Origin of the sequence: Microcystis sp. LE19-84.1B (assembly GCF_027531875.1) — a bacterium.
GTDB lineage: Bacteria > Cyanobacteriota > Cyanobacteriia > Cyanobacteriales > Microcystaceae > Microcystis > Microcystis panniformis.
Genome location: NZ_JAPZSR010000232.1, coordinates 15,200 through 36,836 on the forward strand (window position 1 = coordinate 15,200; position 21,637 = coordinate 36,836).

14 protein-coding genes are annotated in these 21,637 nt (G+C 40.7%); 9 read left to right on the forward strand and 5 right to left on the reverse strand.

Translation table 11 applies throughout. The features are described from left to right. Nucleotides 1–204: 204 nt before the first annotated feature. The 4 genes from ligA to O9324_RS13580 all read right to left on the reverse strand — a co-directional run bounded on the left by ligA (nucleotide 205) and on the right by O9324_RS13580 (nucleotide 4,926). Entirely contained in the window at nucleotides 205–2,214 is a 2,010-nt protein-coding gene (gene ligA, locus O9324_RS13565) for an NAD-dependent DNA ligase LigA (protein WP_288140447.1), read from the reverse strand. 14 nt (nucleotides 2,215–2,228) lie between these two features. Next, nucleotides 2,229–2,795 (reverse strand): Uma2 family endonuclease, encoded by a 567-nt coding sequence (locus tag O9324_RS13570; RefSeq protein ID WP_288140448.1) that lies wholly within the window; start codon nucleotides 2,793–2,795, stop codon nucleotides 2,229–2,231. Between the two features lie 20 nt (nucleotides 2,796–2,815). Continuing rightward, the gene (locus O9324_RS13575; RefSeq protein WP_288140449.1) at nucleotides 2,816–3,382 is read right to left on the reverse strand and encodes a Uma2 family endonuclease; all 567 of its coding nucleotides are present in this window, start codon (nucleotides 3,380–3,382) and stop codon (nucleotides 2,816–2,818) included. Between the two features lie 224 nt (nucleotides 3,383–3,606). Then, nucleotides 3,607–4,926 carry an aminopeptidase P N-terminal domain-containing protein gene (locus O9324_RS13580; protein ID WP_288140450.1) on the reverse strand — a complete coding sequence of 440 codons (1,320 nt, stop codon included), beginning with the start codon at nucleotides 4,924–4,926 and terminating at the stop codon, nucleotides 3,607–3,609. Between the two features lie 61 nt (nucleotides 4,927–4,987). On the opposite strand from O9324_RS13580, the gene O9324_RS13585 reads away from it, so the two are divergent. The 9 genes from O9324_RS13585 to O9324_RS13625 all read left to right on the forward strand — a co-directional run bounded on the left by O9324_RS13585 (nucleotide 4,988) and on the right by O9324_RS13625 (nucleotide 20,761). Next, the gene (locus tag O9324_RS13585; RefSeq protein WP_002765867.1) at nucleotides 4,988–5,461 is read left to right on the forward strand and encodes a hypothetical protein; all 474 of its coding nucleotides are present in this window, start codon (nucleotides 4,988–4,990) and stop codon (nucleotides 5,459–5,461) included. A 469-nt stretch (nucleotides 5,462–5,930) separates the two neighbouring features. Continuing rightward, nucleotides 5,931–6,875 carry a PhzF family phenazine biosynthesis protein gene (locus O9324_RS13590; RefSeq protein ID WP_288140451.1) on the forward strand — a complete coding sequence of 315 codons (945 nt, stop codon included), beginning with the start codon at nucleotides 5,931–5,933 and terminating at the stop codon, nucleotides 6,873–6,875. 270 nt (nucleotides 6,876–7,145) lie between these two features. Continuing rightward, entirely contained in the window at nucleotides 7,146–10,208 is a 3,063-nt protein-coding gene (locus O9324_RS13595; protein ID WP_288140452.1) for an FkbM family methyltransferase, read from the forward strand. Nucleotides 10,209–10,234: 26 nt separating this feature from the next. Continuing rightward, entirely contained in the window at nucleotides 10,235–11,536 is a 1,302-nt protein-coding gene (locus tag O9324_RS13600) for an FkbM family methyltransferase (protein WP_288140453.1), read from the forward strand. A gap of 38 nt (nucleotides 11,537–11,574) precedes the next feature. Next, nucleotides 11,575–13,350 (forward strand): LIC_10190 family membrane protein, encoded by a 1,776-nt coding sequence (locus tag O9324_RS13605; RefSeq protein ID WP_288140454.1) that lies wholly within the window; start codon nucleotides 11,575–11,577, stop codon nucleotides 13,348–13,350. Between the two features lie 16 nt (nucleotides 13,351–13,366). Then, nucleotides 13,367–15,166, forward strand: coding sequence for a hypothetical protein (locus tag O9324_RS13610; protein ID WP_288140455.1), 1,800 nt, complete (start codon nucleotides 13,367–13,369; stop codon nucleotides 15,164–15,166). Nucleotides 15,167–15,272: 106 nt separating this feature from the next. Continuing rightward, the gene (locus O9324_RS13615; RefSeq protein ID WP_288140456.1) at nucleotides 15,273–16,895 is read left to right on the forward strand and encodes a hypothetical protein; all 1,623 of its coding nucleotides are present in this window, start codon (nucleotides 15,273–15,275) and stop codon (nucleotides 16,893–16,895) included. 54 nt (nucleotides 16,896–16,949) lie between these two features. Beyond that, nucleotides 16,950–17,699, forward strand: coding sequence for an FkbM family methyltransferase (locus tag O9324_RS13620; RefSeq protein ID WP_288140457.1), 750 nt, complete (start codon nucleotides 16,950–16,952; stop codon nucleotides 17,697–17,699). Nucleotides 17,700–18,010: 311 nt separating this feature from the next. Continuing rightward, a complete protein-coding gene (locus tag O9324_RS13625) occupies nucleotides 18,011–20,761 on the forward strand; it encodes a beta strand repeat-containing protein (protein WP_288140458.1) in 2,751 nt (916 codons plus the stop codon). Nucleotides 20,762–21,036: 275 nt separating this feature from the next. On the opposite strand, the gene O9324_RS13630 is transcribed toward O9324_RS13625, so the two are convergent. Further along, nucleotides 21,037–21,637: DUF2887 domain-containing protein (locus tag O9324_RS13630; protein ID WP_288140459.1), on the reverse strand; the 601-nt coding region annotated here is incomplete at its 5' end.

A 21,637-nucleotide genomic window follows, 5' to 3' on the forward strand; every position in this document is an offset into this window, starting at 1 on the left:
ATTTTCTCCCGGGTTATCAGCTATCAGTTTTTTTAGCTATCAGCTTTGATTTACCCGATTAATTAGGGCTGGCAGATGAAAATCGGTAAAACCCTACACCCCACACCCCCCCGACATCGGGGGGCCACACCCTACCCCCACCGAAAAACTTTTTGCCGCAAACCCTACTTAATGCTTCGGCGGATTTGCTGCAATCTTAAGCTTTTAAGCCTTGATTAATTCGAGTAATTGTGCTTCGGTTAGCTGAGTAATGCCCAATTCTAGGGCTTTTTCTAGCTTAGAACCCGCCGCTTCTCCTAGCACTAAATAATCGGTTTTTTTGCTCACAGAACCCGTCACTTTCCCCCCGGCTTTTTCGATTAATTCTTTCGCTTCCTCTCGTTTGAGAGTTGGTAAAGTGCCAGTAATGACAAAGGTTTTCCCTGCTAAAGTCGCTTTAGTGGTGGTGGTTTTTGCTGCCGCAGCAAATTGTAAACCGGCTGCCTGTAATTTAGTGACTAAATCCCGATTAGCGGCGATTTTAAACCAATCATAGACCGATTGAGCGATTTCTTCACCGATACCATAGACAGAAGCTAAATCAGTCACGCTGGCGTTAGCTAACTCCTCCACAGTCCGAAAACTTTCGGAGAGAATTTGGGCGTTAACGCTGCCCACATAGCGAATTCCTAGCCCATAAAGTACCCTCGACCAGCTTTGATTTTTGCTCTGAGCCATAGCTGTAATCAAATTTAAGGCGGATTTCTCGCCCATTCGGTCTAATTTGGCAATTTCCGTTTTTTCGAGGCTGTAGAGGTCAGAAATGGCGGTAACTAATCCCTGTTCAATCAGCAAAATTACCACTTTTTCCCCTAATCCCCGGATATCGAGAGCGTCGCGACTGGCCCAATGTACTATACTTCCCCGCAAAATCGCCGGACAGGAACTATTAACACAGCGCGTCACCGCTTCCCCCACTGGACGGACTAGGAGAGATTGACATTCAGGGCAATTAGTGGGCATCTGGAAGGGTAAGGTGTGGGGAGGACGCAATTCTGGCAGGATTCTCACCACTTCCGGAATAATTTCCCCCGCTTTGCGGATAATTACCGTGTCACCGACGCGGATATCTAATTCGGCCACTCGATCGCTATTATGTAAAGTAGCCCTTTGTACGGTGGTTCCTGCTACCTGTACCGGTTCCATCACCGCCATGGGTGTAACTGCGCCGGTGCGTCCCACATTGACGATAATATCTTTAACTACCGTGGGGACTTCTTCGGCGGGATATTTTAAAGCGATGGCCCACCTGGGGAATTTTTGAGTGAATCCTAAGCGATTTTGTCGCTGTAAATCGTTGATTTTGACTACGACACCATCGGTCATGTAGGCTAATTGATGACGTTTTTCTTGCCAATCTTGATAGTATTGCGCCACTTCTTGCAGGGATGGACAGAGTTGACGGTGGGGATTAACCAGAAATCCCAGGGTTTCTAATCTATCTAAGGATTGCCATTGAGTGGTGATATGGTTATCGTCTAAATGCAGGGTATAGGCAAAAAATTGTAAGCGTCTTTTATCAACTATTTTCGGATCTAATTGTCGTAGGGTTCCTGCTGCTGCATTGCGGGGATTAGCAAAGAGAGATTCCCCTTTTTCTTCTCTTTCCTGATTGATTTTATCAAAAGTGTCGAGGGGTAAAAAAGCTTCACCGCGCACTTCCACAATTGCCGGGGGATTGTCTATATTTAAGCGTAAAGGAATAGAGCGAATCGTCCGCACATTGGTGGTAATATCTTCGCCAGTGACTCCATCCCCTCTAGTAACACCTCTGACTAAAAAGCCGTTTTCGTAGGTTAAAGCTAATGCGGAACCATCGATTTTTAATTCACACACATATTCCGTGTCTTGGGTTTCATTTACATATCTCTGCCAACGGCTGCCCCATTTATTTAATTCTTCGAGGTTAAAGGCATTTTCGAGACTATACAGGGGAATATTATGACGGACAGAAACGAATTGACTAGAGATTTTATCCCCGACTCTTTGGGTGGGACTATCGGGGGTGATTAATTGGGGATAACGCTTTTCTAGGTCTTCTAATTCCCGATAAAGTTGATCATAAACGCTATCGGGTATAAAAGGATCATCAAGAACATAATAAGCATAACTGGCTCTTTGTAGTTCTGTTTTTAGTTGTTGGCAACGTTGTTGGATTTCTAAGGGGATAGTCATAATCGTTAATAATGCTACTGTGCAAAGACCATTTGAGGAGTTAATTTTAAATCGGGAAATGTTACCGATTTTATCCTATCTTCGTTGTTAAATTCTGCCAGTTCATAAAATCCCGAAATCAGGGTTAAAACCGATATTTTTAGGGCAATAGGATCGATAATCCAGTATTCAGGAATGCCTCTCACTGCGTATTCTGAACGTTTATAACGGTAGTCATCATCGGCATTACTGGGGCTAACAATTTCTACAACTAAGAGGGGAGGAAATTCAATCACTGCTGTGGTCATATTTCTAATCTCTTGACATTGTTCGGCAGTTAAAATCATTAAGTCTGGGATTCTCGATTTAGCTTTATCGGTGCGAATTCCCACCGTAGCGGGCATAACTTTCCAAGTTAGATTTAATCTTTTAATTTCTGCCATTAAATAATCATAAATAAAGGCAAGAATTAGAGCATGAAAGCCACTAGCGGGAGGCATATAAATTAATTCTCCGTTAAATAATTCGTATTTATTATCTGTGGAATCCTGATAATTTAAATATTCTGCAAAGGTATATTTTTTTTGTTGGGTAGCAATCATGATAACCTCCAGCCAAGATTTTAGTATTCAAAGACCATTTGAGGAGTTAATTTTAAATCGGGAAATGTCACCGATATTATCCTATCTTCCTGATTAAATTCTGCCAGTTCATAAAATCCCGAAATCAGGGTTAAAACCGATATTTTTAGAGCAATAGGATCGATAATCCAGTATTCAGGAATGCCTCTCACTGCGTATTCTGAACGCTTATAACGGTAGTCATCATCGGCATTATTGGGGCTAACAATTTCTACAACTAAGAGGGGAGGAAATTCAATTACTGCTGTGGTCATATTTCTAATCTCTTGACATTGTTCAGCAGTTAAAATCATTAAGTCGGGGATTCTCGATTTAGCTTTATCGGTGCGAATTCCCACCGTAGCAGGCATAACTTGCCAGTCCAATTGTAGCCTCTCTATTTCCCTTTCTAACACCTTAAATATATATCTAAGTATCAAAGCATGAAAGCCACTAGCGGGAGGCATGGAAATTAATTCTCCGTTAAATAATTCGTATTTATCATCCGTGGAGTCCTGATAATTTAAATATTCTGCAAAGGTATATAATTTTTCTTTGGTAGCAATCATGATAATCTCTAGAAAAAACTTAATTGAATCTCCTTAAGGGGGGTAGGGTTGATTCATGAATCAACCCTACTATGAATCAACCCTACTATGAATCAACCCTACTATGAATCAACCCTACTATGAATCAACCCTACTATGAATCAACCCTACTATGAATCAACCCTACTATGAATCAACCCTAGGGTTAGGGGGAAACTGACAATTTTTAACACCTAGCTTTTTACTCAAGATTCGATATCCTCAACTTTTTTGGGAACCGTTGCAGTTAAAACCTCATTTCCTGTGGCAGTAACTAACACATCATCTTCGATACGGATACCGATACCTCGCCATTTTTCTGGCACTTCCGGCTGTCCTTCAGCAGGTTTAATATCGGGGGAGATATAAATCCCGGGTTCTACGGTTAAAACATGACCAGGCTGCAAAGTTTGCCAAGTTTCTTCGTTAACTTTATAACCTCCCGCATCATGGACATCTAATCCTAACCAATGGCCGGTTCTGTGCATATAAAAAGGCTTATATTTTTCCTCTTTAATTATCTCATCAATGTCGCCGACCAATAGCCCTAAATCTACTAATCCCTCCACAATTGTTCTCACGGCTGTGTCATGAAAAAGATTATAAGGATTACCGGTTTTCACCACTTCAATCGCCTTTAGTTGAGCTTCCAGAACAATTTCATAGATAATTTTTTGTTCGGGGGTAAATTTACCATTAACGGGAAAAGTGCGGGTAATATCACCGTTATAGTAATTGTAGGCACAACCGGCATCAATTAATAAAAGCTCATTTTCTTGTACTTGGCGATTATTGTTGATATAGTGCAGAATACAGGCATTAGCACCACTAGCGACAATAGAAGGATAAGCCGGACCCATACCCCCTTCTAGGCGAAAAGTATGCTCAATTTCTGCTTGAATTTGATACTCATAGTGACCAACTTTGGTGAATTCTCTGGCGCGATTATGTGCCTGTGCTGAAATAGCAGTTGCTTTGCGAATATTGTCCAATTCGGCCTCGGTTTTCAGTAAGCGCAAAGGATGGAGAATAAAATTAGTATCCTCTAAAGCAGTCGGTCCAGTGCCGCGACGGGGAAAAGTGGCGATTAATTTTTGCCAGTGCTTGAGAACATCTGTATTAAAAGTTTTGTCCCGGCCGAGATGATAATAAATTCGTTCGGCTTTTTCGAGATATTGGGGTAATTTTTCCTCCAATTCTTCGATAGAATAGGCCTCATCAGCAGCAAAAATCTCCTTTGCTCCTTCCACACCGTGGAGATAGCCGGTCCAGGTTTCTTTTTCTGGATCTTTTGGCTGCACGAACAGGATAAACTGATGTTCGGGGTGATGGGGTGCTAAAACCGCCACCGCCTCCGGTTCATTAAATCCTGTCAGGTAAAAAAAGTCACTATCCTGACGATAGGTGTATTCTACGTCATTGTGCATGACCACCATGGGCGCACTGCGAAAAATTGCCGTTCCATTGCCGATTTTTTCCATTACCTGCTGACGACGCTGCTGAAACTCTCTGCGATCGATGCCCATAGATATTCCTAAAAATGTCACAATAAGTCCTAGAGTCTATTATCGCTAATCTTTTTAATTTATGACCCCTGAAGAACCGGATTTTTCCCAAGATATCATCGAAAGGCGCGAGTTTACCCTAGCAGATTTTATCGCTCAAGAGGGGGCGGATTTCCTCAAAGGGGAATCTCCCGTCCCTAAATTGGTGCAAGTTACCACAGAGATTAAACAATTTATTGCCGCTAATTTAGGGGATTCTTCGGGAGCTTTGCAGATAATTTTACAGCTTATCGTTGATGAAGAATTAACAAAAGTCAGTCAAAATTTAGATAATCCCGTTCAAGCTTTACAGTTAATTCTAGAAGAAATTTTAGACAATCAAGAATTACTCTATGAATTAGTACACCGAGTCGATGTGAAATGGGGACAATTATACGGGGAACGTCCCTATTTTCAAAAACCCCATCAAAAACCTCACCCTGAAGACGAATACACCCACAATTCCGTTAGAGATAAGTTAGTCAGTTTATTAGCCAGATTAGAAGCGAATAAGTAGTAGAGCCTATAGCAGTTATTAGGAGACTCCGAGACGATTCAAGACATACCTTATCTTTAGGAAAAACGGTTCTTCGGTTTGTTTTATGCAATGGACGGGGTTATAAGGAATGAAACCTTTATAGAGACAGACATTGCCGCAATTTTTGTCAATTGTTTGCGATCTGGAGCGAACTAATCAATTAAATCTCTTGCCAGATAAGGATTGAGTCGATTTATGCCCCCAAATCGAACCATACCAAGTCCCGAAGAGCCGGAAAAACTCTGTATTTTAATTATTTCTTAATAAAGACTAACAGGACTGATGGTGAGCAGCAGAAGTTATTAAAAGAGGGCGAAGGCAATTCGCCCCTAAAATAATATTTATTATCGCGCCAAAAGTAGGGGCGCACCGCGTGCGCCCAGCGGTCATGGGTGAAAATAGGTGTAAGATCAAAAAATTCTCCGATAACTGTTGCCCTATCCCCCGCGTGCCTACCTATTCCTACTATACCGCCGATGTTTTTAGCGATCGCATTTTTGGCGGTAATCCCCTGGCGGTTTTTCCGGAAGCGTCTGGATTAACCCGCACCCAGATGCAAAAAATCGCCGCCGAATTTAACTTCTCGGAGACAGTCTTCGTTTTTCCGCCAGAAACGCCCCAAGGCACTAAAAAAGTCCGTATCTTCACCCCCAGTACCGAATTACCCTTTGCAGGTCATCCTACCGTCGGTACAGCCTATATTTTAGCCCTAATCGCTGCTATTCCCCCCCACCAAGAAACCACGATTTATCTGGAGGAAGGAGTCGGTTTAGTACCAGTGAAAATTCTCATGGAGGGGGAAAAACCGGTCTATAGTGAGTTAAAAGTGGCACAATTACCGGAATTAGTGGCAGATATTTATGCTCTCGATGATTTAGCGGCGATTCTTTCCCTCAGCGTTGCCGATTTCTTACCCGGTTATCCCCCCCGGTCCTTTTCCTGCGGTCTTCCTTTTTTATTCATCCCCGTCAAAAATCGAGATATTTTAGGGAAAATAAAACTAAATCTAACTCAATGGTCATCATTATTGGGCCAATCCCCCGCTAATTCCCTTTTTGTCTGCTGTTTTGACCCAGAATCACCCCAATCTCGTATTTATGGCCGAATGTTTGCCCCCGGTTTGGGAGTTATGGAAGATCCCGCCACCGGTTCGGCTGTGGCCGCTTTGGCGGGTTACCTAGGGGCCTTAGAATCTTCTAGGGAAGGGATGAATCAATGGACGATAATCCAAGGAGTGGAAATGGGCAGACCCAGCAGTTTACAATTAAAGTTTCAGAAAAATAACCGGTCAATCACGGAAGTTTCTGTGGGTGGTGCATCAGTTCTAGTCTGCCAAGGCAAGATGATAATTCCCGATGGGGAAACAAAAAGCGATATAAAAAGGTCATTGTGATAGCAATCACTGAGGTTATTAAAAAGGAGATGAACAATCTTAAAACATTAAGCCTTGCAAGGATCAATCTCCGTTTTGTGGGATGGATGAGAATAAATTTGACAGGGTATATCGAAAAATATAAAATTTTTAGAGGGATAACCAAGAAAAAAACAGCAGTTATCTTAATGACGAGGCCGTAGGCGAAACGAGTTTATACCTTGTTTTTCTGAGAAAATATGTCATAGTCAATGGAATGTCTATAGTTAGAGCCTATTAAAATTAATCATTATGCTCACCTCTTATCAGGAATTACAAAAAGAACTTAGTTTGTCGTTACAAGACCTAAGTAGTTTTGCCGACAAATTCCAAGAAAGTTATGATATCATCGTCTCACCCAACGAGGTTAACGAGCGGCACGGGGTGGGCGTTCTTTTAAAGAGAAATTTTCCCGATACTAGCCGGATAGTTTCCCTGCGAACCACTAATCTCTACGAAGGAGATCAAGATTTTGCCGTTCAGAATTTTTGTCTAGATGTGCGTGGTTGTTCCTACGGAGAAATTTTAGTAAAAATTCAAAATTTATTTGTTTATTTAAAACCGAAAAGAGTCTTAGTAATTCCCTACTTTATCGAAGATTTTTATGTAGCCACAGCGATTAAATCTCTCTTTCAAGTCCCCATTTGTACCTACCTGATGGATGATCAAAACATCTATGTCAGGGCTGTGGCCGATGCTATTGTTAAGCAATTAATCGATAATAGCGATCTAGTTTTAGGCATTTCTAAGCCCCTTTGTCAAGCCTATAGTAAAAAATACGAAAGAAAAATTTGGTTTGTACCGCCCCTAGTAGAAAGTTATTTAATACCCCCAGAAATTACCGTCCCCGATTCTATGGCAAGAGGGATTTTGATCGGTAATATCTGGTCTCAGACTTGGTTAGAAAATCTCAGGCAATTATGTCGAGAATCCCAGATCAAATTAGATTGGTATGGCAATCCTAATCGTCAATGGTTGCAATTCCAAGAAGCAGAGTTAGAACAAGATGGTATCTTTTTTAAAGGTTACTGCAGCCAAGATGCTCTCATCTACTACTTACGTCAAGCCCCTTTTGCAATCGTTCCCACCGCCAGTTCTGAAAACGAGCAAGATCGTCCCGAATTCGCCTGTTTGAGTTTACCTTCCCGCATTCCCTTTATTACCGCCGTTGCTAATACTCCGCTCATTATTGTTGGTCGTGAAGATAGTGCCGCCGCTCAGTTCGTCAAAGAATTCGAATTAGGAACTGTCTGTGATTATAAAGCTCAAAGCCTATTAACAGAAATAGAGAAACTGCGAATAGAAAGCAATCAGTTGCGGCTCCGTTATTCCAGTCAAAAATTAGCCAAAAGCTTAAAAGCCGATCATTTTGATGACTGGCTCTGGAGATCCTTAGAACAGGGAAAACCCATCGATAATCGCTTTGAACAATTCGAGAAAAATAGCCTTAAGTGCAGTGTGATCGTTACCGCTAGTGAAGTCAATCAAAGTCACGGGACAGGAGCCTTGGTCAGAAGAATCTTTCCCGATGATAGCGAGATTATTTCTATCCGTTCCGATAATCACTATGGTGGTGAACAACAATTCGGGGTCTTAAGCTTCCACCTTGACCACAAGAAAATGTCGCGACCGGCGATATTTCAATCAATTCTACAAACTCTCGGACACCATCAAGTTCAAAAAGTTTTTTGTGTCCCTTATTACGCCAGCGATCTGCTGACATCGATCGCTATTAAGGAATTATTTAACGTTCCCCTTGCCACCTACATCATGGACGATCAGAATATCTGCGTTCAGGAGATTCCCGATGATTTGATGAAAGAGTTTTTAAGCAAATGTTCCGTTCGTTTTGCCACCCATCCCGAACTCCGCGACGCTTACGAGAATAAGTACGGCTACAAATTTTGGCTCCTACCGGCGATCGTTCCCCACCGTCTTATTAATAGTGAAGTTGCCGAAGTTTCTCCCCAACGCTGTCAAGAAAAATGGGGAGCTTTATTAGGGAGCATTTGGAGTCCCCAATGGTTCCAATCTCTTTTAGAGAGTATTCAAGGGGCAGGAGTTAAACTAGATTGGTATGGCAATTCTAACTATTATTGGCTCAAAGAATCTGCCGCAGAATTAGAAAAATGGGGACTTTATAGCCAAGGACTTTATCCCGAAGAAAAACTAGGACAACAGCTACAAGCATATCCCTTTGTTATTGTTCCCACGGGAACCATGGACGAAAGAGATGATCGGACAGAATTATCTCGCCTTAGTTTACCCGGCCGGATTATTTTTAACCTCGCCACCGCTAACACCCCAGTAATTCTTTTAGGCAGTAATAAAACCTCGGCGGCTAACTTTATTAATCGCTTTCAAATTGGTGTGGTTTGTGATTATACACCTGAAAGTTTGGCAGCAGCCGTGGACTACGTTCTTAAACCCGAAAATCAGCAAAGAATGCGAGAAAATGCCGTTAAGGTAGCGGCAAAATTCTCGGATCAAGATATTAACGATTGGGTTTGGCAGTCCCTAGAAAAAGAACAGGCGGCCGATGACAGATTTGAAGCGATTTTACCTCGATCGCCGATCGATGCCGTGCCTTTTATTGAGCCACCCGTTCCCAAAAAGATTTATAAAGACTATGTGCCAGTTTATCAAGTGATGCGTCGTCTGCAAGGCCAGGGTTATCAACCAGATTTCGTTATCGATGTCGGTGCCTCCCACGGCATCTGGTCTTTTACCGTTAGTCAATTATTCCCGGAAACTCGCTTTATTCTCATCGATCCGCTAATCTCAAAATACGAGCAATCGGCCAGAAATTACTATATCTGTAATATTCCTAAAGGGGAATTACTAGAAATTGCCATCTCTAATCAAGCTGGTCAGTTAAGTTTTCAAGTTTCCCCCGATTTGTACGGTAGTTCCTTGCTCACTACCACCGATTTTAGAAACTATGAAACGATTACAGTGGCGGTAAAAACCCTCGATCAGGTGGCAACCGATCAGGAAATTTCTGGCAGAGGAATATTAAAATTAGACGTGCAATGTGCCGAGCATATCGTTTTAGAAGGAGCGAAAGAATTTATCGCTCAGGTGGATTTAGTCGTTGCTGAACTCTCCTTTATTCGCTATGATCAGGACGCTCTCGTTTTCAATGAAATGCTTAATCTTTTAGAGCAGCTTGGTTTCCGTTATTATGACGAAATCGGTGAATGGAGATCCCCCGTTGATGGCACACTCCTCCAAAAAGAAGTGGTTTTTATTCGTCAAGATTTGTTAGTTCCTGAAACTAGCCGCAAAATTGAAAATTCTCCCAGTCAAGCTTAAGACAATTTACCCAATCACTAGCCAAAATGATCAAGAAATTATTAGCCAAAAATAAAATAGTTCAGCGAGTTAAAGCAGTCAAAGATTTATTTCTAGAAAAACTTGATTCACTCAGTCATGTCCAACTTGAACAAATCCAAAAACTGGAGAAACTTAATCAGCTTGATCCCTTAGATTTTAAGGTTGAGCAACTTAATAACGCCACGGAGCAAATCCGACAGGAAAATGCCGAAACCAAGCGAAAGGCTGATTTATCACTGGAAAATCAAGCTTTTTTACTGAAGTTTTCCGTTGATCTCGTCCAAGGCATTCAACAATTTAACCAAGATTCCCAGCAACAACAGCAAGCTATTTATCAGGCGATCGAGAAAATTTATCAAGATTCTCAACAACAACAGCAAGCTATTTATCAAACTTTTCAAGCATTTCAAGAGGAAACTCGAGAACGGTTTCAACTTAATCAACAACTGCTAAGTAAAGTTTATGAGTATATTCATAATTATAAATTTAAGGTTGTTACTAATCAATCAAATTTTCAAGGTATTGAAGTTGAATTGATGTGTTACTTATACTCCTATCTTCCCTATCCTTCTGCCTTAGATATTGGAGCCAATCAGGGGGATGTAACAGAAAGACTATTGCAAACAGGCTATGAAGTTTATGCCTTTGAACCGTTTTTACCCGTTGTCGAAAAATTAAAAAATCGTCTATCTAATTTCTCTAATCTTCACGTTTTTCCTTTAGCATTAGGAGCGATAAATGAGGAGAGAGATCTGCACCTAGTCGGGGATCAAAATCTGGTTAATGACCCCAATAGTCAACCCCTTTATCCTGACGCTGACTATACTCTACTGAGCAGTATTAACATCCATTCGTTACCAGAAGGAATGGTCTTTACAGAAACAGTCCCTATTACGGTGACAACTCTGGAAACCTTACATCAGCAACAGCAGGTTCCCTCGGAAGTTGGTTTGGTAAAAATTGATACCGAAGGTTTTGACTTACAAGTTATTCAAGGGATGGGAGATTGGCGTTACCCTGTGGTAGTTGCTGAGTTTTGGGATGAAAAGTTTCCTTTTGGTGAGTTTGGGGTGGACAACCGCTTACCGAGTCTTGTCGAAGCAATGAAATTACGCGGCTATCACTGGTTTATTGTAATTTATCGAGTATTTCCTAATAATGAGGTGAGTTTTTATTGTAATCACTTAATATCCGTTGGTAGTTCCTGGGGAAATATTTTCTTTTTTCAGGAGCATTCTATTTTTAGTGAAGCACTTAAATGGTGTTCTTGTGTCATGCCCGCAACTTATTTCTCTAATGCTTATTAAAAGAGTAATATTTAAAATACAAGGAGGAGTCTAGCCTGATGATTGTAACGTTATTAGCATGGGTTTATTTCTTATGTATGTTCTATATTTATGGTTTTAATATTGTCAAACTTATTACCTGTTCTAAAGATGATGAAGCAACCAAAGATATTTCTCCCTTCCTCTTAGTTTTTATTGGATTGAGTGTAGTTACTATAATTAGCTATTATCTTTCCTTTTTAATCCCCATTAATGCTTCAGCCAACGCTATTCTTCTGGGAGGCATGATTATTCTTTTATTTTTTTCATTTAAGGAAATTCATCAAAAATTAAAGAACTATATTCTCGTTTTTAAAGTAGATTTACCCAATATACTTTTAATTTTAGTTGCCGTGATGATTTTGTTGTTAGTTTTAATTAAAACATCTACAGATGTTATTCATTATGACACGGGACTTTATCATTCTCAATCTATTCAATGGTATCGGCGATATGCTATCGTACCTGGCCTGGGCAACATTCATTTCCGATTAGCTTACAATTCTTTCATTTTTCCCTTATTCAGTTTAAGTGATTTTTCTTTTATTACTCATCATAGTTTAAGACCAATTAATGGCTTTATTATTGCCAACACATTCCTTCTGTCTTTATCAAGTTTGAAATCTCTATTATTGAAAAAAATAGAATTGAGTAATGTTTTTGGATTATCTATATTACTTTTTTTGATTAATGATAACTTGTTTGCATTAGATATCTCCTCTCTATCATCAGATTTGTCCGGTAGCATTTTTATATTAATTAGTGTTTTCTTGAGTCTAAAATCGATTGAAAGTAAAAATAAAATAAAAGATGAATCCCAATTATATGAATTATTGATAATTTTATTTTCAAGCATTGCAGTAACTATTAAATTAAGCAACTTACCAGTTTTCATTTTAGCTATATTAATTATTGGCCGATCATTAATTACAAAACAGTATTCTTTACTTTGGCGCGGAACAATTATTGTTACACTGATTTTTGTGCCATACTTAACCCGTAACTATTTTGTGTCTGGATATTTACTTTATCCGTTTTATAGTATAGACCTGTTTAATCCGGATTGGAAAATGCCACGAGATGTTTTAATCATGGATAAACAGGATATTGAGAACTGGGCCAAAGTTAGTGGTCATCAAGGAAAAAAAATTGTTGAATCAGGTTTTATATCTTGGTTTCCAGTTTGGGTTAAAGAAAATTCAAAATATTTTTCCTTAAGGTTTCTATTTTTCTCAAGTATTCTCCTGATATTTTTTTTAATTTTTGAATCAGTTTTTTATCGACAGTCAAAACTCATTCGATTTTTTGATAGATTGTGCATTCCTTTGATAACGTTGCTGGCAGGACTATCTTTTTGGTTTCTTAATGCTCCTTTAGTTAGGTATGGTTACGGTTTTATTCTATCCCTCTCTTGCCTATTCATTTCATTAGTATTCTTTATTTGCTTGCTTTTTCTGAGAAACAATTATGTTATCATCTATAAACCTTTTCTTTATCTTTTAGTTTTTTTATTTACTACAGGTCTTTACCTAAACAACAAACAGAGCCTTTTTTCTATTCCAAGTTATTGGTTAATTCCAGCAGGCTATCCTACCGTTAGTGTCACTTCTATCCAGATTGATCATGAAACAATTTATCGTCCTACCCAAGGTGATCAATGTTGGGATTCTCAGTTTCCCTGTGCGCCTCAGTCCTATTCAGACTGGTTACACCCTTCCCTAGAACTGAGAGGCGACTCCTTCCAGGAAGGTTTTAAAATAAAAAAAGGTCTGAGGATTTACTATGAAAAAAAATAATTTCTCCCATTATTAGATGTCAATGCTCAAGTATATGAAAAAAACACTCACAACACTACAATCTCTGATCCAATCCCCCAGTTTTTTTGTTTATTTAACATTATTAAGTTTGCTATGGATTGCCCATTTTCTTTTTTTTCAATCCTTTGGACTCTATGAAGACGACTGGGCCTTTACAGGTATTGCCATCAATCAGACTTGGAGTCGAAACTTAGAAACGATTAATAGTGCTTTGATAACTTTTTGGCAGGGTCGTCCCTTACACATGGTATTCCTAACTATCTTACCTTTTTTTGGAGCTAAACTAGGAGGCATATCAACCCTATATCTGATAGGTTTTTTCCTTCTCACTTGTAACGCCTGTTTATTTTATAGATTACTGAGAAATATTACCAAAATATCCTACTCTGCTCTCCTCCCAACATTGCTTTTTTGTCTTTATCCTGCCGATACAACCTTTAATTATTTACAACATCTTCTGGGATTACAGCCTGCCTTACTATTTATCCTCATTGCTTTTAATCTTTTTGTCAACTCAGCAAAAATTAATAGTCAGTCTAGGCTCTTTAGTTATTTTTTTGGAACCCTTGCATTATTAACGTATGAAAGTCCCTTTTTACTCTTTTTTACCGCTCCATTTTTAAAGAAAAACACCCAGAATAGGAAGCAAATTTTTATTCATAGTCTAATTTTAACTACTATTTTATTTTTATATTTAGGCTTAAGAAAAATAGCAGGCGAATCCAGAATATCCCAGTTAGCTCCCTGGGAAACCTTACAAAAATTTCTTTATCAGATTATTGCTGGTCCGATCGTGGTTAGTGGAACTTTTTTGCTTCGGCCCTGGCAAATTTTAAGCAATCTAAATGTTATCTACTTGATCATTTTATTGATAGCAATAGTCTGTTTCTATGGAATTATAACCTACCTTTACGAAGAGCAATTTAAAGTCAGCTATCATGATTTTTCGAGTCACTTTCAGATTGCCGAACTCATCAGAATGCTAAAACTAGGTTTGGTGATGATGTTTTTAGCCTATCCTTCTGCTATTTTATTAGATGTGAATATCATTGATGGCAGAGCTTCCAGAGTCCATTTTCCAGCAGTGATAGGCACTACTCTTGTGATGGGTTCTTTGTGGAACCTGTTATTTCTGATTACCTATTCTAAACAGTTTTTAAGACCGATTATAAAGGGAATTTTATCTACCTATCTCGCATTATTACTAGCTTTTTCTATTAATGTTCAACAATACTATGCTCAGAGTTGGCAATATCAACAAAACTTTTGGGGAGATGTTTTAAGACTCTCATCTGATTTAACCAATAATACTGTTATTTTAGTGCAGTCTCCCAATTTACAATGGGGAAAACAAATTAATCCCTTTGATTGGAGTGTTCCTTCTGTTTTAAGTTCTATTTATGAATTTCCTAAAGATTGGCAATTTCCTCCCAGGGCTTATATTTTACATTCTGATCCTCAAAATATTGAAGCATGGAAGGGAATGATCCAGTCTAATGATAAGATGCTTATCTCTAACAAAAATCATGGAGTCAGGTATCATTATGATTGGGAACCAGAGCGACTTATTCAACCGCAGGATGTTATCTTATTAGTTGAAGAAAACAAAAAATTGCTCCGTAAACCTAAGTTAACTTTATCTGATGGTAGAACTATCTTTTTTAAGAAAAATGACAGTCGTTTTACGTTCCCACCTTTTCCAAAAACTTCTCTCTTTTCTCGTTTAATTCCTTCTACTACAATAACGAATGATCAAAAATCTTCTTCTGCAATTTACCTAGAACCGCAAAAGTGAATAAGCCTTATCAATCTTATTTCTTGAGAGACTGTTCTAATTTAACTTGATATATGACTGGCTTCTCAGCCTTAAAGAGTGCTAAAAAAATTGAGACGTTTTCACCATGAACAAAAAAAAGAATCTGATTAACTACGTAGTCCTCGCTGTGATTTTTACTGCTTTTGTGGCCATCGCCTACCAAACAGGATTGTTAACTTCAGGATTTCGTTTTTTTATTGATGATCACCAAATTTTTTTAATGGGCGATGATTTGAAAAATCAGGGATGGTTGAAGACAATTTACAAGTGGATTCTCTATGATCGTCAAGATGTTTTTAGGTTTCGACCCTATTACCAATTTCATATTGTCACCCTAACCCAATTTTTTGGACTTAATGCCGTTTTATGGTTTATTTACATAACGGTGATAGGAAGTCTCACTTGTTTTTTTCTCTTTCTTTTTGGAAGAGTCTTAAATTTTTCTATACCCGTCTCTCTCCTATTTGCCATTTCAATTTTATTGGGAAATCAGTCAGAAATATGGATTCGCCCCTTAATACCAGATGGTCTAGGAATGTTTTTTCTGTCCTTGGTGTTAATTTTCTTAAGCAAGATCTGCCGTGAATCTGTTCCTCGAAAAATTGATCAGATAACTTTTATTATCTTAGTCATTTTAATGTCTTTATCTAAAGAGTCTTATATTTTATTTATCCCGACAATTATTGCTTTAAAAATTTATCTTACTGCCTATTTTCAGCAGAAATCTCTCAGGAAGATAATTCAAAAATATCAAAAAACTTTAACCATTTTAATGGCTATTTTTATTCTAGAAATGGTTTATATTCTCTTTTTCTTAGGAACTAACGCAACAGGCTATGCGGGAGTTGATGAAAAAAGTTTTCAAATCCTATCTCTAGCGACTACTGCTTGGCAATTATTGAATGCGGGATTAATTGGTATTACTCTTTTAGCCATTGTCTCTTATTGGATTACTAATTATTGCTTTAAAAAACAAAGTTTTAATGTTTTTCTCGATCAGTTAAAACCCTATGGAGTTTTTTTACTGATTGCGCTGATTCCTCAAACTTTTCTCTACGCCAAATCTGGTATTGTGGCGGCATTTTATCTTTTTCCTTTTATTGTAATTGCTTGCTTACTTCTCGCCAAGACTTTATCTTTAATTGAAACAAGCTATCGCCCCTTAGCAATTGTGATCATTACTTTCCTGAGTATTTTACTATTGAGCCGTTTACCTTTAGTATGGGCAATGTATGGGACTTTTGCCAAAGACAGTCGGCTAATGAACGAGCTACTCACACAAACTGAAATTTGTGTCAACAAAGAACAACCTATTCTCATTGTTGCTAATCCCAAAGTTCGTTTTGAAGCAGTGGATAGTTTACAGCGAGTTCTAAGAACTCAGGGGCATCAGCGTTTGATCTTGGCAACCTATGGTTTAAAAGATGCTGATTTTTATTCAAATAAACTCGCCGATACGGAAGTTTATTGGACTTTTTTAGATACCAATCTTTTACTCAAGGGTTATAATCATCAAACTCTACAAAATTTTTCTGACAAAATGTCTATTCAGGCGATCATTATTTTTGATGGCTTAGAGGAAGATTTTAAGAAAACTCAAAAGTCATGGTTTTCGCCCGACAATTATCAATCTCAATCATTTGACATCAGTTTTGCCCACTCAACTCTATACTGTAAAAAGCACATGGGCAGTGATCGTGCCAAATAGGTTAGCTCCTGCCATCTTGTTAACCCTGTCACCATTGCTCAAATTAACCCACCCATGAGTGAACTCGCTCCCCATAACCCATCCCTGATGGCCGACTATCAAAAGCATCAGGACAATCTGGATGATTCCGTTCTTCAGTTAGACCGTCAAGCTTTTCAACGGTTAGCTAACTTAGGCTACCATCCCACCATTGTCTTTGATATTGGTGCCTCTGACGGTGTTTGGTCTTTCTATATGAAACAAGTCTTGCCCCAGGCTAACTTTCACCTCTTTGAGCCACTGATTGATCACAGTCCTGACTATCGCCAGTTTATGGAGGAAACCTTAAGAATTTATCCGTCCTTCTCCTTGCACAAGTATGCACTAGGCGATCGCAATGGGACTGTGGCCATGACTGTCTTCGACAATATTTTAGCCAGCAGTTGTCTGAGCGTGACTCCCCCCGATCAAGAGACACGACTCGTCGAGGTTCCCATGCTAAGGTTGGATGAAGCAATGCAACAATTGAATCTACCCCAACCTCAGGTCATTAAAATTGATACCCAAGGTAATGAGTTAAGTATTTTGAAGGGAGCTACCCAGACCCTAGCCAAAGTGGAAGTTCTTTTGCTAGAATGTTGGCTGTATCGTGGCTATGGGCTAGAAACCCCCCTATTAACGGAAATTGCTAACTGGCTACTTCCCTTCAATTTCCGGCTATGGGATGTTACTGAGCCTTATCGAAACCCAGAGGGGATTTTGGCTTCCCTAGATTGTGTCTTTGTCAACACGAATGCCAGTTTTCCCAAAAATTGGTACTATTAAAGCCTTCTGCTCCCTTATTTCTGCGGGAACTAATCAGGTTCTAGATAAGTCGTGGCCAACCTAGATGCAAAATCAATTACCAGCTAAGCGATGAACTTTTTTTGAATCTTGATTACTGCCAAGTCTAGTAAAACTAAATAAACCGAGATCTTGACAAAAGCAATGGTTTTTAGTTACTGTTAGACTCGATAAACCTGATAACATATCTCTACTCTGATCACCGCCATGATGTGGTTACATAACCTTTACTATCTGTCATCATGATGTATCTATCCCTCTCTAAGTAAAACTTTTGGAGTTCAAAGAAAACTATGGCTCTTCTTCCTAGCAGTGCTTTAACCTTCCTCAATATTGCCTATTTTAAGGCTCCAGTTTCCCCCGTTGACTTTAATCAAGCTACCTATAGTTGGGTAGAGGCTGTACAAGGATGGGCGGCTGCCGCTTCTAATCCAGCCACCTTCAACAGCCTCACCAATGCCAATCCCCCAACCTACGGATATCTCATTTCTCCTAGTACAGGAAATGCGGAACAGTACGTTAAGGAGGTCTATCAGAATCTTTTTGGTTCTGCTCCCTCCGCAGAGCATCTCACTTATTGGACAAACTGGCTCACAAACTCTGGCAATAATATCTATATTGGCAGAGACGGAACCAACTATGGCATTGCCAACTATAAGGCTTTAGTTCTCGCAGTTTACGAATATGCCACCGCAGACGAGATTACTGCCCTCACTAACCGTCAAACGGTTTCGCAGTATTTCAGCACCTCGATGCAGAATAATCCTTCGGGAAGCGTGCCTTCGTTTAATACGGCTCAGAATAATGCTGGGTGGGCGAGTATTAGCACGGTTGACAATACTGCCGCTAGCGTAGCAACAGCTAAAGCCAGTGTCGATCAGTTTGTAGCAACGACGGGTAGTGTGGGCAACAGTTTTGTGTTAACGCCCGATGTGGACATTAAGTCAGGAAACCAGTTCTTAGCCCCTCCCGTAGCAGGCTCGGCAGGCGGTGTTCTGAATACCTTTACTTCGGGTGATGCGTTAACGGGAACAGGAACTAATCCCACCTTGACCATTCTCTGGCAGCAGACTACGACGCCTATTACCACTGTTCAGCCTAACCTGTTAAAGGATATCAGTACCTTGAATGCGACTCTAGTGGGCAACCCTCTGACGGTTCTTTCCACCTTCGTTACGGGTCTGAAGACGGTCAATATCAATGACACCAGTGGTAATTTGACAATGACTAACCTCCAGTCGGCCCTGGAGACGATTTCTATCAGTCGTAGTTTTACCGGCTCTGATCACACCTTTACCATTGCCGATGCGGCTTTAGCGGGAACTGAAGATGCTCTAGCAATTAAGCTGAGTCAAGTTGTCCCACAGGCAGCTGATAATACTAAGCTCGCAGTAAGTAACCTTGCTGGGACGGGCGGCTACGAGAAAGTTTCCTTGAACAGCGCCGGTTTCGACAATACCCTCGAAATGGCAGGGGTCGCAGGGCTGAATTCCTTAACCATTACTGGTGATAAAACTTTAACTCTTGCCGATACTAATCCGCTTCCTCTTATTAGTTCCCTAGCGAATACGGTAACGCTAGTAGATGCGAGCGCGTTTAATGCGGATTTGACCGTGACAGAAGTTACTCCCACTGGCAACTTAGAGTTTAAAGGCGGCTTAAAAAATGATACCTTTACCCTCAATGCGGCGGCGGGTAGTCACAAGCTATCGGGAGGGACTGGCAAAGACAATTTGACTGTTGCTGGTAATAATACGGTGGAGGTGTCTGGAGGAGACGATGATGATCGCATTACTTTCACTAACGGCTTCACTACAACCGATGTTGTTGCTGGTGGTGCTGGGGTTAATACCTTAGCATTTGCAACTCCTGCCAACGCAGAGGCGATCACTACCGAAAATGCGAATATCACAGGTATTCAAACCTTAGCCTTAACCACGGCTGGTACTGGCAATGCAACCCTTCGGGCGGACTTCTTTGGCAATGATGTCAATACCGTTACTCTGGAAAATGGTACTGTTGCCGCTGGCGCATACACCATTCGTTATAACACCGGACAAAATACCCTTAACATTTGGGGTACTCCCGCAGCCAATGAAACTGGTTTATTAACGTTGGCAACTAACGGTACGGCAACCACCGACAAGGTTACAGTGAACTTAGTTGGCCGTCCCGCAGTGGTTCCAAACGATGTCACGATTGGTGGTATTAAGCTCAACCCTGTGGATGGTACCACAAAACTCTTTACGGAAAGCTTGGTGATTAACTCTAGCGATGCGGTTACGGTTCATGCTATTGGTGCTGGGGGCATCACCTTCAACGAGGAACCAAACGTAGACGAGACAGTCACCGTGACGGGGAATTCAGGTCTGACCGTTCAAGGTGCCATCATAGCAGATAAAGTGGACGCTTCGGCCCTAACCGGTACTACTGGTTTAACAATGACCGCTGTAATGGGGAATGCCGCCAATGGCGCGACGGTTCTTGGTTCTCTCACGGGCAAGAATGTGTTACAGGGAACAATGAAAAATGATCAAATTACGGCAGGTGGAGCCGGCGACACCTTAACAGGAAATGCCGGAGCGGATACCCTAACGGGCGGTGCAGGCGTTGACACCTTTGTGCAAACTGCTGGGGCGACTCTTACGGCGGGTAGCGGTTTTACAAGTGCCACCCTAACCAATGGCGAGATTGCTCAGTTGACCCAGCCAGTTGCTCCTGCTCCCACTAATCCCCTCTCTGGCCCCGATATTATCCGGCAATTCCAGGCCACTGATAAGTTCCAAACAGGTGCTGCTGCCGACTATACCCTGTTAGCGGCGGCTGGGGCTATTGCCGCCAATAAAAACTATGGTATTCGAGGGACTTATACTGCCGCTGGCACTGGTGCTGGTACTTTTACCGTCAATATTACGGCAGGTAACGATCTCCTTATCTTTACGGCAGTGGCTGCTGGATTGAACGCCGCGGCCAACTTAGGAACCAACTTAACCATCCTTCAGGGGGGTGGCGGATTAGCCCTAGCGGCAGCCAACTTCGTCTAAATTTTATCCGCAGAGATTAGTTTTGTCTGTGTCTAATTTAGGCCGATTTGTCTCGTGCCAAGGTTCTACCCTGGCACGATAAAAGGGAGGGTCTCCCTCCCTTCCCTGATCCCCTAGTCCAGTCATAGTAGGGTTAATTCATCAATCAACTCTCATAGTAGGGTTAATTCATGAATTAACCCTACCTTGATAAGGGGGGTGTCGATCCCCCCTTCCCCCCTTGATAAGGGGGGTGTCGATCCCCCCTTCCCCCCTTGATAAGGGGGGTAATAGCTTCAATTTCCTCGCGACTTTTCTGGGGGAAATCGCTTTAAGAGTTCCTGCTTGGAATACTGTAGGAGTAAAGGAGTAAATTCTTCCGGAGGCAGTTGTAAAATCCGGCTGATAATAGCTTGAATTTCTGGGTCTAACTCACCAAAACGGACTCGGAGCAGGTTTTCCACCACCAGACGTTCCCCTTCTTGCAGACCCCGTTCTAAACCCCGTTCTAAACCCCGTTCTAGACCCCGTTCTAGACCCCGTTCTTCTCCTTCGGCCAGTGCTTCTTGATAGACTCTCGTTTGTTTTAAATCACTTAGTCCAAACATAGCTTCAATTTCCTCGCGACTTTTCTGGGGTAATTTGTAAATAATGATACTTTCGATTAGATTAATTAACTGCCGTTGACTGGACTGGTCGGTGATTTCTTCTCTGGTCCGCTCGATTAGGGTTTGAGCAGTCCTCACCGCTGCCGTTTCCGACTCTACTACTAATTTAATCACACCAATTCCTAAGGAGGGATTGTCCCTGCGGAGCAATTCATCGATATAAATGCGTCTAACGCTCGATAAATTGAGGATTTCGCCAAAATGCAGGGATTGTTCCCGTTCCACCCCA